Source organism: Sphingomonas sp. SphC10 (assembly GCF_057004845.1).
Window position 1 is genome coordinate 633,632 of sequence record NZ_CM168044.1, and the last position, 13,448, is coordinate 647,079.

A 13,448-nucleotide genomic window follows, 5' to 3' on the forward strand; every position below is an offset into this window, starting at 1 on the left:
TCAAACTTGCGAGTGACCCGTTGCGGTGCAAGCCGACATGCCGGCGCCCGCATCGGAACGGCGCAAGCTGGTCGGTACCTGCTGTCTCGGTTGTGAAGGTTGAAGAAGACGTCTGACGGCAGCAAGTCGCGCTCGACAGCAATGAGGGCGCCGTCGCCTCGAAATGTGTTCTCGATCGGCGCTTCCCAAAACTACCCGGTGCGGATGGAAAAACGGGACAACCTATGGCTCGTCTGATTGAGCTACCGCTGGCGGTCGAAGCTGTTGACGGGCGGCGTGAGCGCGACGCCTTGTTTGCGAGCATTGCCGGATGTGGGCGAGCGTATTCGCGGCCAATTTTAGCACGGTGCCACGCTCCACCAGCAGATGGCATGAGCAGGAACGCGCTGTTGGCGAGCAGACGCCGCTAGGACTGCAAGCCCCCATACATAGGGCATGTTCGGAGGGGGCTTGTCGAAACCCGGTCCGGGCTGGAACAATGACTGCCATGGACCCGCTCGAGCCCGCGCCCTACCCAGAATTTGCCCACCAGGTCGCGGCGCGTCTGGCACGCGTGGCGCGGGAAGATCGCGAAGCCGTTGCCGGGTCGCTACGCCGCTTCGGCTTCCGGGTACAGGGCGAACCGGATCGATCGTTGTCCGGCCCAACCCGGTCGCCCCGGAAAGCAGCCGACACCCGGACGGCATCGCGGCGATGCGACTTCCGCTACGCCAGCCCGATCTCCTCCACGTCCCGGCAACGTGCGGACATGCGTATACCACATCTGGCGGTGTCTCATGTCACCCGCACCTCCGTTCCGCGGTCCGCGAATGGGGCCACCCATGACCGCTACCCGGCACGCAGCACCGTCGCGGCCGAGCATTTCGATTATCTCACCGAAGGCGCCCGCACGACGTACCGGACACATTTCGACTATATCACGCGCCGGATCGGATCGATGACGGCGGCAAGTGGCATGCCGGCGATGGACATTCTCGACTTCGAAGCCGACCACCGCGACCGGAACGCCCTGGCCATCCTCTCCAACATCCCGGGCGGTCCGGCGCGTCAGCGCGGGCTATTCGAAGCCGCCGAGCAATGCGAGCGGGAAGCCAAGCGCGGTACGCTGGAAGTCTCGACCGAGCAGAAGGATGTGTGGGCCGAACTGGCGGCTGCGGCCGACGCCCCGCTTTGGGTGAAGGAAGCGGCGCGACTGCTCGAACAGGAACGCGCTGCCGACATCGCGAAGGCCTTGAAAGCCAAGCGCGGGCATCGCGACCGTCTGGTCACGATCGCCGACGTCGATCTTGTCGAGGCGTATGATCGTCTGTGCTGGGCCGACGAACATCTCGGACCGGACAATCCGGCGCTGCCGGATTTCAAGCAGGGGCGATCGGGTCGCGTCCAGACCCGTTTCGTCGTCGAACTTCCGCACGGTCTCGACGCTCGCCAACACCGCACGATCATGCAACGCTTCTGCGCGCGGCTGGACCGCGAAGGTTGGATGTATGTCGCCGCGATCCACTGCCCGGACCCGAAGAACGACCCGCGCAACATTCATTTGCATGTCGATGCCTATGATCGGCCGTGCAAATGGCTGGACGGCATCAGCACCGATGGCAAAGCCGGAGGTCCGGGCTGCTGGGATTTCGAAGTCCGCCTCCGCAAGCGCAACGGCAAGTGGCAGTATCCGTATCGGCAGAAAAAGATCGGAGCCTTACGCGGTGATGAGGGCCAGAACCGCCATGAAGCTGGCGAAGCCTATTTCAAGCAGATGCGCGCCGATTACGTCGCCATCGCCAACGACGTGGCCAGCGGCACCGCCAATGCGACGCGCTATGTGACCGGAACTTATCGCGACAACGGCATCCGGCAGGACCGGCTCGAGCATCTCGGCGACAGGATCGTCGCCAATGAGAAAAGCGGGCTGGTCACCAAGGCGGGCAGCCGCAACGCGCGCATCATCTTCAACGATCGGCTGCGCGACGTGCGTCATGTCGCGGCGCAGGAACTGTCGGTCATTCGACGTGCGGCGGCGGTATGGCTGGCGCAGGTCGACGATGACGATGCCAAAAAGATCGTCCGGCAATGGCGATACTACCAACGGCTCGCCGTGCTGAAGCGGGCGCAGGCAGCGGCGGCCACGATCGTTGGCGGGATGGCGATTTCGCGCGCGGTTACGGTCATCAACCACAGCAAGAACGAGGACCGCAAACGCAAAGCGAAGGCTTGGATAGCCGAGGATGCTTTCCTGGCAGGCGGAGCCGATCAGGCGCTCTGGACCACCGATGCGATTGGTGTCGCCGCTGACATCCTCGACGATAAGGTGCGCTCGTCGCTATCGATCCCAACCCGACCGATCACTTACAAGCATCGTGGCCATGACACGTTGGCGGTCGTCATGACGAAGTATCACGATGCGACACGCGGGCGCCTGCTCAACTGGCTCGACGAGCATGGCGATGATCCGATGGCGCTCGTGTTCGAGAACGATGTCGCTACGCTGGGACCCGCCGAGAATCGAAAGTCTATCAACCGTCTGTTCCGCCTGTTTATCGAGGATCTGCTCGTTCAGGAGCGGCTGCGTGCTATCCGGGCGCGGCGGCGGAGATCGGCCGATGGCGAAGTAATTGGTGTCGAACCCGTACGTACGGGGGACAGTGCCGAACAGCCTTCTTCTACATCCGTTGCGGACGAACGAATCCTGGAATTGGTTGCTGCCACCGTGGTTCAGAAGTCTATCAAAGAAGTGAACATGGAAATTCGCGCTAAAGAAGGTCGCCGTCGACAAGCGCTACTCCGGGAGGAGGCGTGGGCGAAACTGCGCCGGGAAGAAGCATCCGTCAGCGTTAGCGGCAGTCGATATCAGGTTGATATGGCCGCGCTTACCGATCAGCAGCGCTTGGTACTGACCCATCCCGGTTATGATACGGAACTGCAAGCTCGGCTGGCCGAGTGGCACACCGAACGGAAGCATGGACAAGCTGACGCGGCTGCCACGACATCGTCGTCCGGCGGGAGCACGCCCAAGCTGGTTCGATCAACGCCAGATGCCGGTAAGATCCCGCCGGAGCCGCCTGTTCCGCTGCGGACCGCGCGTACGCTGCGTGAAGCTCAACCTCTCAGAAAAGGCGCTACCTTGTCGGCTAGCGGTAAATCTGCGCCAGCGTCTCCCTCAGGCGTTATCCGACAACGCGACCTGAGTGAAAACGCTGATACACGATCATCCGATGCCTCGGTGCCAGAAGAAAAAACGCCTGCATCTTTCGTTGCTCCTTCCGGTAAACTGGGTCAGTTGGCCGAAACGCTCACCCCGGTTGACCATGCCACCAGACCGAAAGGCAAAGCGGAGCCGATGGTCCCCGATGTCAGGGGCAAGGGACCGCAAGGGCGGTGATCAGGTTGCTTCATGACCTTTGCGGTGAAGCGGGAAAGCTGAGTGATCTGCGCCTCCTGCGGGGGCTTCGCCTTCATCACGAAGGCGAAGGTAGACCGGCCGGCCCGGCCGGGATGATGGTTTGGAAGGTGCCTGCGGCTGTGCCGTAGAGGCGAAATGATGGTGCGGGGCCGGCGAGCAGCCCGCCGCTCCCGCACAATATCAAGGACTTCCATGTACATCGTAAATCGCGAGCGGGAGCTTGCACAGGCGCGCGCCCTGTCCGGAGCGCTGGCCATCGCCGAGCGCGCCGGTTGGCGGATCGACCGATCGGTGCCGATCATCCCGGCACCTTTTCGTAATTACCTGCACATCGCGGCCGCCGAGCTGCTGCTGGTGCCGTCGATCGAGCCGTCACGTGGTGATCTCGACACGGTCGAGCGCGGCACCCGCGTCGCCCGGTGCGACGCCTTGGTGGTGAAAGCGTCGAGTATCGGCCATCGGACCATCTACTGTGCCGTCGGCGAATGGCAGCGCCACGGCACCGTCTGGCACCACGCGCGTAGGTTGTGGCTGTCACGCAGCAACGACGGTTGGCTGGTGCCTGACCCGGCGGAGCCGGACGAGAGCGGCGCGGTTTTCCGCCTTTCCCCCGGACGTCTTCGCCCGATGATGCCGGCCCGGCTGTCCGCCGCCGATGGCGTCTGCGATCTCGCGCCGGGACTGGCGAGGGCCGACGCTTTCCTCGCTGCCGTATGGGGGGATTGCTGATGAGCAAGCCGCTGCCCTGGATCAGCCCGTCCGACGCCGACGACATGCTCTACGATGATCCGATGGGGTCGATGCCGGATTTTGGCTACGCCCTGCTGCGCAAAACGGCAAAGGGAAAGACCAATTTAGTCGCTGATCTGGCCCGCGCAAAACTCCAACCCAGCAAACCGAACGACCACGACTGGCTAGCGGATGGCCTATGGCCGATCACCTGCGCATCACACCGCATCTTCACGGCGCCCGGTGTCGCGGTCGAACCCGGCGTGTTGGAGGGCATCTTCCACGACTACGACGCCAAAGCGAAAGCGCATCAGAAATTGCTGGCGGTCGTGCTGACGTACCGTTTCCCGCATAGCTGGCAACCCGCCGACATCCTGTCGCTGGTCGGCACGTACGCGCTAGAAAAACTGGCGCTGCAGCGGCGGCTGACCAGCATGACGGTCGTCCATATGCCGGGCGACGAACTGTCCGCCCGCCGGCCCCACGCTCATGTCGTGTGCCTGTCGCGCGTTCATCGCTCGTCGGGCTGGGGCGAGGTGCATCCGGACCTCACCGCCAAGAACGCGCAGTTGGACTTCCAGCAAGAATGGGAAGCTTTTTACGACATCTGGGTGCCACGCTACCGCGATGGCTGACCCCTTGAGGGCGGGATCCGTAGCGGTCCCGCCCGCCTGCCGGGGGCAAGAGACGAAGGAAGGAGGACGGTCCCCGATCCGGGGATGAAAATGGAGAAGACGATAATGACGACCGACAAGACCGCGATCATCCGCCGCTACACCGAAGCTGTCGCTCAGATGCTGGTCGGCAGCCGCACGATGAAGCCCGGCGCGGCGATCCTCGCCGGCGAAATGGGCGGAGCCGAGGGGCGACTGCGTATCGGCGCCATCGCGCACAGCAGCGGCAACGATCTGGTATATCTGGATTTTGCCGATGGCGAGCCCGGCTATCACCTGTCCAGCATCACGCTGTGCGCCGTACGCGACGGCATCTGCCACCTGCAGACCGACTGCCGCCTGTATCTGAGCCGCAATGGATTACGGGCGATCATCCTGCCGCAGCCGGGGATCCGCAAGGCGTACCGGCTGGCGCCGGGCGAGCTGATCCAACTGGCCAACCAGCCGTCTGACCGTGACGAAGGCATCGCCCGCGCCGAGGCGCGACTCACCAAGCTGGTCGCTCGCGGTGTCGCCTTTGCCGATCGTGCGGCGGTTCGGACCCGACCGCTGGCAGCCTAACGACAGAGACCTGACGCTACCCGCCGTTGCGTCAGGTCGCACGTCATATCTGCCGTTCGCTCTGCCATAAGGCTGGCCGGACGCCTTTGGGCAAAGGGCATCGGGTCATGTTCATGCCCTTTGCAAGAAGGCGGACAGCCGATCATCGTCGCTCATCGCAACGTTAAAGCGCATATGGTTGCGCCACCCGCCGCTGGTACTGAACACCGGCCCGGGCGCCAGTACGATCCCTTCGCCGATGCCGCTGCGAGCGAGATCGACGGCATCCACGCCATCCGGCAACCGTGCCCATAGGAAAATGCCTGCGTGCGGCTCGATCCATGGCTCGCATCCCGCCGCACGCAGGCGCTTGATGACGTTGTCAGTGGCGCGGGACAGCCTGGCGCGGACGCATTCGACTTGTCGGCGATAACTGCCGTCGGTCAGCACCGTATGAAGCAGGTTGGCGGCAAGCGGGCTGCCCGCCATTGACGTCGCGATCCGCAAGTCGGCGAGCGCCTCGATCCAATCGGGACGCGCGGCGATGTGGCCGCACCGCACCGCAGCTGACAGGGATTTTGAGAAGCTGCCGATACGGATCGTCCGGTCGAGCCCGTCGAAGGCCGCCAGGCGCGGGGACGGTGCATGTTCAAAGTCGGCGAAGATATCGTCCTCGACAACGACCATGTCATACGCCTCGGCGATCTTCAGCAACCGGTGCGAAGTGGCGGCGGCGAGAGACGCGCCGGTCGGGTTATGGACGCCTGAGTTCGTCAGGTAGAAACGCGGGCGATGCGTGGCGGCAGCTTCTGCAAAGGCAGTGACGTCCGGCCCGGTCGGCGTCATCGGCACACCAATCGCCTTGGCGCGGTGCGCCCGCAGTAAAGCCAGGAAGTTGAAATAGCACGGATCATCGACCAGCACCGCGTCGCCGGGCTGGAGCAGAAAGCGACAGACCAGATCGAGCGCGTGGGTGCCACTATCGGTCAGGAGAATCTGGTCGGGTGCAGCCGCAATCCCTTGATCCGCCAGTCGCCGCGCCAACAACGCCCGCAGCGGTGATGAGCCCAAGGGCGATGCATAGCCAGCCAGCGTGTTGGCATCGTCCGCCCGCGCGGCACCGCGCATTGCCTTGCGCAGCACGTCGCCCGCCAGCCAGTCGTCGGGCAACCAGCCGCATCCGGGCATCAATTCGTGTCGTCGCTCGCCAAGCGACTGGCGCAGCATCCAGAGCGGATCGACCTCACGTTCCTGTGTGCTGGCCAGCCGATCCAGCGCCAGTGGCGCCAAGGGTGCGGCAACATAAAAGCCCGATCCCGGTCGCGACCGGATCACGCCTTCGGCGGTGAGGCGATCATAGGCCTCGACCACCGTCGAGCGGGCGACGCCGCTCGTCTCGGCCATGGCGCGGATCGACGGCAGCCGGGCGCCCGGCGTCAGCGCGCGGGCATCGATCCGGTCGCGGATCGCACGGACCACCATGCCGGTGCGGGTTTCGTCGGACGCGCTCGCCATCGTACTGCCAATCTCACCAATACAGTTTGGCATGATCGTACCGATGTGTATCTGTTGGCGCCAGACGCTCCGCGATAGGACCAGCCATCATCAACAGGAGATGCCCGTGACCCGCCCCTTTCGCCTCGTCGACGTATTCGGCACCGATCCGCTGACCGGCAACCCGCTGGCCGTCATCGCCGATGCCGATGGCCTGACGACGGACGAGATGCAGGCGATCGCGAGCTGGTTGAACTTCTCGGAGACGACCTTTCTACTGCCGCCGATCGATCCGTCTGCCGATTATCGCGTCCGCATCTTCACCATGGCGCATGAACTGCCCTTTGCCGGGCACCCGACCTTGGGCAGCGCCCATGCATGGGCGGAAGCGGGCGGACAGCCGAAGCAGGACGGCGTGATCGTGCAGGAATGCGGCGTGGGGCTGGTGACGATCCGGCGCGATGGCGACCAGCTTGCCTTTGCCGCCCCACCATTGCTGCGCGGGGGCGCGCCGACCGAAGCCGAGATCGCTCAGGTCGCCGAGCTGTTGCGGATCGACCGTGCGGCGATCGTCGATGCCGCCTGGGCGGACAATGGCCCCGGCTGGATCGCGGTCATGCTGGAGTCGGCCGAGGCGGTGCTGGCGGTCGAACCGGCGCGGCACCACCCCGAGCATATCGACATCGGCATCGTCGGACCACATGCGCCCGGCAGCGAGGTCGCGTTCGAACTGCGCGCGCTCTTCACCGACGCGCACGGCGGGCTGATCGAGGACCCGGTGACCGGCAGCCTCAATGCGTCCGTTGGCCAGTGGTTGTTCGCCAGTGGTCGGGCAAGCGGCAGCTATGTCGCGGCGCAGGGCACACGTCTCGGGCGGAGCGGGCGTATCCATGTCTCGCAGGACGAGACTGGCCAGGTTTGGGTCGCCGGTGCGACGCGGACGCTGTTCTCCGGCCGGACGCAAGGGTGATGCAGGTCGCGGTCCTAACCTTCGACGGCTTCAACGAACTGGATTCGTTCGTGGCCGCTGCGATCATCAACCGGCTGCGCCCACATGGCTGGGCCGCGCACATCACCGCGCCGACTGAAACGGTGACGTCGATGAACGGCGTCGTGGTCCACCGCCAGCGGCCGCTCGCATTTCTCGAGGAGGCGGATGCGGTGCTGATCGGCAGCGGTGTCCGCACGCGGGAGATCGCCAACGATCCGGCGATGCTCGCCCGGCTTCGTCTCGATCCGGCGCGGCAGTTGATCGCGGCGCAATGTTCGGGAACGCTGCTGCTGGCCAAGGTCGGCCTGATCGGTGACCTGCCAGCCTGCACCGACCTCACCACCAAGCCATGGGTGGTGGAGGCCGGTGTCACCGTGATCGACGCCCCGTTGGCCGCTCATGGCAATGTCGCGACGGCAGGCGGTTGTCTGGCTGCGCCCTATCTGGCTGCGTGGATGATCGCGCGGGGAGGGGCCCCCGAACTGGCGCGCGAGGCACTTCACTACGTCGCGCCGGTTGGCGAAAAGGCGCGCTTCGTCGACCATGCCATGGCGATCGTCGCGGGCGAGTTGGCATTCGCCTGACCCGCCCGCACGCTCATATCGTAGGAACCTGCGTCGGGCTTACGCCTGCCGGCTGTCCCAGCCTTCCAGGACGATCTTGCCCCGCGTGGTGGCGCTCTCGATGCGGCGGTGCGCTTCGATCAGGTTGGCGGCATTGATCGGGGAGAGCGTTTCGGTGGCCGTGGTACGAATGCGCCCTTCGTCCACCAGTTCGGCCACCGCGTCCAACAGACGGCCCTGCTCGCCGACGTCCGGTGTGTCGAAGAGCGACCGGGTAAACATCAATTCCCAATGAACCGACACCGCCTTGCGCTTGAAGGCGACGATGTCGAGGCTGGCGGGATCGTCGATCAGCGCGAAGCGCCCCTGCGGCGCGATCAGCTCGGCGATATCGGCCAGATGGCGATCGGTATGGGTGGTCGAGAAGACGAAGGGGGGCGCGCCGATCTCCAGCGCGGCGATCTGCGGTGCCATCGGCCGGGAATGATCGATGACATGATGCGCGCCGAGGTCGCGGACCCAGTCCTGCGTCTCGGCGCGCGAGGCAGTAGCGATCACGGTCAGGTCGGTGCGGGTCCGCGCGATCTGGATCGCTGCGGAACCGACACCACCCGCGCCGCCGATGATCAGGATGGCGCGGGCGCCGCCGGTCGGCTGGTCGTCGACCTTCAACCGATCGAACAGGGTTTCCCAAGCCGTGATCGCCGTCAGCGGCAGCGCTGCCGCCTCGGCGAAGCCGATGCTGCGGGGGCGATGGCCAACGATCCGCTCGTCGACCAGCTGATATTCCGCATTGCTGCCGTCGCGCATCAGGTCGCCCGCATAGAAGACCTCGTCACCCACCTTGAAGCGGGTGACCTCCGGGCCGACCGCCCCGACCACGCCCGCCGCATCCCAGCCGAGAATGCGCTCGTCACGTCCGTCGAATGGCGCGGCGCCAGTGCGAACCTTCGCGTCGACGGGGTTCACCGAGATGGCCCGAACCGCGACCAGAATGTCACGCCCGGTCGGAACGGGTCGTGGCAGTTCGACCTCGACAAGGGCTTCGTCCCGGTCAATCGGGCCGGGCTGGCGATAGGCTATGGCACGCATGGGTCTTGCTCCTTTTACTGACGCACGCGAGATAGGGACGGTGTCAGCTTATGTCGTAGGCACAAAAAACGCTCATAGTGTCAAAAAGGATACCGCCCTGATGGCGAAAGCCCGTCACTCCCGCCTCGATTGTACCCCGGGTTGCGCCGTCGAGGCGGCGGTGAGCCTGATCGACGGCAAGTGGAAGGCGGTGATCCTCTACCATCTACAGGACGGACGCACGCGCTTCAACGAACTGCGCCGCCGCGCTGGTGATGTGACGCCGCGCATGCTGACCAATCAGCTGCGCGAGTTGGAAGCCGATGGCCTGATCGAGCGCGAGGTCTTCGCTCAGGTGCCGCCGCGCGTCGAATACAGCCTGTCGGATCGTGGACGATCCCTGTCGCCGATCATTGCGGCGCTAAAGGCTTGGGGCGATGCGAATATGGATCTCTTCGCACGGCGGTGACCATCCGGCAAATGCATCGGCGACGTTCGCGGCATCGCTCGAACGGCGTCGTGCCCGGATCTACGCCAAGAGATGGGTATGTGGGATAAGCGACGGGTTTTCAACGTTTTTGCACAATATGTTCACATCCTGTTCTGCATGCGTTAAAAAGTGCGCATGGCGGTGCGTAAGATCATTCACGTGGACATGGACGCCTTCTACGTATCGCGCCGATCAGCGCTCTTGAAAGCGCGAATTTCCGCGGGTTTTGCGTGGCGAACAGCTTTGCCAGATTACCGAGCAATCATCAGGCAATCGTGTGCCGCACCTAAATTTCGATCCAACTGACACGAGTTGCCGTCGTACTCACCATTGTCGATCCTCAGCGGCGACAAAGACCGTGCCTGACGGATCACCTGAAATTGACCCCGACGCTTGCTGCCGAAGGTGCTCGTGTCGTGCAGCATCACCAACACCGCCGGCTTGGCGTCGGCACACTCAGCCGATGCGGACCCGGACGTAGTCGAGGAAGCCGTCCCAGAAGTACGCGGCGGCACCCTCCGCATCGAGCGGTCCATCCACGTGCCTGGGCGACATGGCGCTGCGGGCGCTGAACGCCAGACCCTCCCGAGTGTCCTCCACCGGAAGCCAGTCATTCATGGAGTTCCGGCTACTGGAGATGCCATCGTAGCTGAGGCAGAGGGCGTTCCCGAAGGTTCCTCCGCCGTACCAGATGCCGATCTGTCCTACGCGCTTGCCGTCGAGGTAGACGCTCGCGGCGAACGATCGGCTGTCGATGCGCTCGAAGTCGGTATCGATCCGAGTATCGGACGCCTTCAGTTCCGTCAGGTTTCGCTCGAACAGGCCCGCCGTCGCAGCGAACCCGTCGCGCAGGAAACGATCGCGGTCCAAGTCGGTGGGCTTGACTGGGATGCCGAGCGGGTTGGAAGGGACGGACGCCGCCGAACGTGGCGGAGGGGTGGCAGCTGTGGCCTTCACCCCCCCGCCGACCGTGCCGGCGGTCGCATGATCTGCCTTGAGCATGGCGCGGATTGCTCCGACGGCATCGTCGAACGCCGCATCATGATCCGGCCACTGGGTAACGGGCCTGCCGTCCTTGGGCAGCGCCACGAATTCCGAAAGGGTCTGTCCGTCGCCGACCGGGACGCCCTTCCACTGACAGGGTCGCAGGATGACCGGAACGACCCGGACGGTTCCGGCCCGCTGGCGTTCGAAGGCCCGCAGCATCTCCTGCTCGTAGCAGTATTCCGAATTCATGAAGTCGGAGGAGACGAGGAGTATCACGATGTCGGATGTCGCCAGCGCGGCCTGCACGGCGGGATCGAGATGTTCGCCCGGGCGCAGCATGCCGTCGTGCCAGATATCAATGAGGCCTTCGCGACGAAGCGGGGCAAGATGCCGGACGAACTGGTCCTTCAAGGCGCTGTCGGCGTGGGTGTATGAGATGAAGCCCGTGGTCATGCATCAGACGTAGTCCGGCATGACGTGAAAAGCCATGACGGGTCTGGAGTAGGTCAATGCCGCGCGCAGGTTAGTTGAACACGCGGCAATCACCGATGATGACTATAGGTTTCCAACTGCAGGCTCACGCCGTTCGCATCGGTCCGGCCGGTGGAGACGCCCTTCAGCCTATCAAAAATCAATGATCCGCGGCTACCGAGACGTCAGCCGGGAATAACGCCGTCCTTTATCGGCACTCCAAAGGCATTTGCCAATTGAAGAGCCTCGTGGGGAACCGGCCCTCCCAAGACGAGCACGACGGATACGTCATATGGTTCATCGCTGATGGAGGACTGCGCCTCGAGCACCGCTCGGTACTTCACGCATTGATAGATCCCCCTGGCGACGTCGTCCCTACCGGAAGTGTGGGACTTGACCTCCACCGCCATGGCACCGGCATCTCCCATGAACAGGACATCGATCTGGTCGCCGGAGGGGAGCCGATGCTCCTTCTTGCCCAATGCATGGGCAGCCGGCAAACCGACGATGAAGGGGTTAGCGGCGACGTGATCCTTGAGCGCCTTGTGATCCGGCCCCTCGCCACCGCGCCCGCGCGAGTCGGTCGCCTCCCGGGTCAGTTCCTGCAGCTTCGGCAGCGACGTCTCCACACCAAGGAGGCGCATCACGTCCGACCAGTGCGGATAGGCGTATATCTCCGCATGTGCGGTCAGAAGAGCCGCCGCCCGCTGCTGCTTGGTTCTGGCCTGTTGGTACTGGTGGCTCATGAAGCCGTTCACACCGTGACCTGGCAGCCCCGTCGCCTTGTTGATGATCAGGGACTGAAGTTTTGGAGGGGGGCGGCGTCGCCAACCACGCAGGCCTGCGATCTCCTCGAGCGCATAGGCGATATGGCCGGCTGCGCGCTGAACCGGCCGATGGTGAGTCATGCCCACTTCCTTCGCCATGGCGCCGTAGGTCAGCGGCCGCTGACTTCCCGCCTGCCGAACGAGGATCGGTAGCATCTTCATCGCCCAGATCGAGGTCTTCGACCCGTCGTCCCACCAGTCCAATGTACTCATGCAACCAGCCTCGCCGATCGGCTCGGATACTTCAAGAACGATGAAGCGTAGCGGGAACATAGATCGTGCATGACGACCCGAGATGTTTCGCCTTCCGATACCGGGGACGGATCAGAACCGGCATGGCGTCTGGTGCCGGATGCTATCAGCGGATACACCGGTCTGCCGCATGCAAGAGCTGAGCCCTCATTGCCTAAGGTGCGTCGAGGGATGCCGCCCCGACGATCGACCGGAACTCCGCAGCGATGTCCGGATGGCGGACCTCGAGATACCGGGCGACGTTCGTGTTCTGCACCAGCCTGCCAAGATATCTGGTGGAGAGCACCAACTGGAGGACGTCGTCACCGAACGTCGCCTCTATGGCCCGATAGTCCTTGTTCAGCCGCTCGAGTTCACGTTCCATGCGGACCATCTGTTCGGGTGTGACTCCGCTCACGACCTTCGGCCGATCGGGTCTTGCCAGGTCGTCCTGGCGGGTAGCGGCCAGCATCGCCTTGGCGTAGCTGGCGGTGAAGTTGTTCATCGATACCATCATCTCGGCGGTCTCGACCTGCTTGTAGTCCTTCATGCGGCGGAGGACGTCGAACACCTGCGTGTTGACCGTGCGGTCCTTCAACAGCTCCACCGCGCCGGCCGCCACGCCATCGAGCATGGTCCGGCGACGCATGACGACCTTCTCGTCCATGCCCAAGGCGGCTGCGATCATCTTGGGAGGGACCCCGCGGTCGATGGCGCGGGCGATCATGTAATGCTCCTGCACCGTCGCCAACCGGTTGACCCGCTTGTTGTAGGTGAAGGCCTCGTCGTCGATGGACACGATGCAGGGTGCAACGCTGCCGCCGTGTTCCCGGAGGGCGTGGAGTCGCAGGTGGCCGTCGAGCAGCATGTGCCGGCCTTCGCGATCCGCCTTGGTGACGACGAGCGGTTCGATGATGCCGACCTCACCGATGGACGTCGCTATCCTCGCGTACTTGCGCCCGTCGGTGATGCGCTTCGTCATG

General features: G+C 64.1%; 12 protein-coding genes. 7 read left to right on the forward strand and 5 right to left on the reverse strand.

Translation table 11 applies throughout. The features are described 5' to 3' along the window. Positions 1-487 precede the first annotated feature (487 nt). From ACWKSV_RS02915 to ACWKSV_RS02930, 4 genes are all read left to right on the forward strand, one after another. Positions 488-3,376, forward strand: a complete 2,889-nt coding sequence (locus ACWKSV_RS02915; protein ID WP_156884249.1) for a MobA/MobL family protein — start codon at positions 488-490, stop codon at positions 3,374-3,376. 213 nt (positions 3,377-3,589) lie between these two features. Then, a complete protein-coding gene (locus ACWKSV_RS02920; RefSeq protein ID WP_076715815.1) occupies positions 3,590-4,126 on the forward strand; it encodes a hypothetical protein in 537 nt (178 codons plus the stop codon). Next, the gene (locus ACWKSV_RS02925; RefSeq protein ID WP_076715816.1) at positions 4,126-4,761 is read left to right on the forward strand and encodes a hypothetical protein; all 636 of its coding nucleotides are present in this window, start codon (positions 4,126-4,128) and stop codon (positions 4,759-4,761) included. The genes ACWKSV_RS02920 and ACWKSV_RS02925 overlap by 1 nt, the downstream gene beginning before the upstream one ends. Before the next feature lie 105 nt (positions 4,762-4,866). After that, complete coding sequence (locus ACWKSV_RS02930) at positions 4,867-5,361, forward strand: hypothetical protein (RefSeq protein ID WP_156884250.1); 495 nt, start codon at positions 4,867-4,869, stop codon at positions 5,359-5,361. 111 nt (positions 5,362-5,472) lie between these two features. Here ACWKSV_RS02930 and ACWKSV_RS02935 read toward each other — a convergent pair whose 3' ends face one another. Further along, positions 5,473-6,855 (reverse strand): aminotransferase-like domain-containing protein, encoded by a 1,383-nt coding sequence (locus ACWKSV_RS02935; protein WP_076715819.1) that lies wholly within the window; start codon positions 6,853-6,855, stop codon positions 5,473-5,475. 106 nt (positions 6,856-6,961) lie between these two features. Here ACWKSV_RS02935 and ACWKSV_RS02940 point away from each other — a divergent pair, with 106 nt between their 5' ends. Both ACWKSV_RS02940 and ACWKSV_RS02945 read left to right on the forward strand, forming a co-directional pair. Beyond that, a complete protein-coding gene (locus ACWKSV_RS02940) occupies positions 6,962-7,804 on the forward strand; it encodes a PhzF family phenazine biosynthesis protein (RefSeq protein WP_076718083.1) in 843 nt (280 codons plus the stop codon). Continuing rightward, positions 7,804-8,409 carry a DJ-1/PfpI family protein gene (locus ACWKSV_RS02945; RefSeq protein ID WP_076715821.1) on the forward strand — a complete coding sequence of 202 codons (606 nt, stop codon included), beginning with the start codon at positions 7,804-7,806 and terminating at the stop codon, positions 8,407-8,409. The genes ACWKSV_RS02940 and ACWKSV_RS02945 overlap by 1 nt, the downstream gene beginning before the upstream one ends. 39 nt (positions 8,410-8,448) lie before the next feature. Here the strand turns inward: ACWKSV_RS02945 and ACWKSV_RS02950 are convergent, their stop codons facing one another. After that, positions 8,449-9,480: a zinc-binding alcohol dehydrogenase family protein gene (locus tag ACWKSV_RS02950; RefSeq protein WP_076715822.1), complete on the reverse strand. Its 1,032-nt coding sequence runs from the start codon at positions 9,478-9,480 to the stop codon at positions 8,449-8,451. A gap of 100 nt (positions 9,481-9,580) precedes the next feature. Between ACWKSV_RS02950 and ACWKSV_RS02955 the strand changes: the two genes are divergently transcribed. After that, positions 9,581-9,928, forward strand: coding sequence for a winged helix-turn-helix transcriptional regulator (locus ACWKSV_RS02955; RefSeq protein ID WP_058751874.1), 348 nt, complete (start codon positions 9,581-9,583; stop codon positions 9,926-9,928). 477 nt (positions 9,929-10,405) lie between these two features. Here the strand turns inward: ACWKSV_RS02955 and ACWKSV_RS02960 are convergent, their stop codons facing one another. The 3 genes from ACWKSV_RS02960 to ACWKSV_RS02970 all read right to left on the reverse strand — a co-directional run bounded on the left by ACWKSV_RS02960 (position 10,406) and on the right by ACWKSV_RS02970 (position 13,447). Beyond that, positions 10,406-11,389: a toll/interleukin-1 receptor domain-containing protein gene (locus ACWKSV_RS02960; RefSeq protein ID WP_076715823.1), complete on the reverse strand. Its 984-nt coding sequence runs from the start codon at positions 11,387-11,389 to the stop codon at positions 10,406-10,408. A 203-nt stretch (positions 11,390-11,592) separates the two neighbouring features. Beyond that, on the reverse strand, positions 11,593-12,507 hold the full coding sequence (locus ACWKSV_RS02965) for a hypothetical protein (RefSeq protein WP_076715824.1): 915 nt from the start codon (positions 12,505-12,507) through the stop codon (positions 11,593-11,595). 133 nt (positions 12,508-12,640) lie between these two features. After that, complete coding sequence (locus tag ACWKSV_RS02970) at positions 12,641-13,447, reverse strand: plasmid partitioning protein RepB C-terminal domain-containing protein (RefSeq protein WP_083706754.1); 807 nt, start codon at positions 13,445-13,447, stop codon at positions 12,641-12,643. Position 13,448 lies beyond the last annotated feature (1 nt).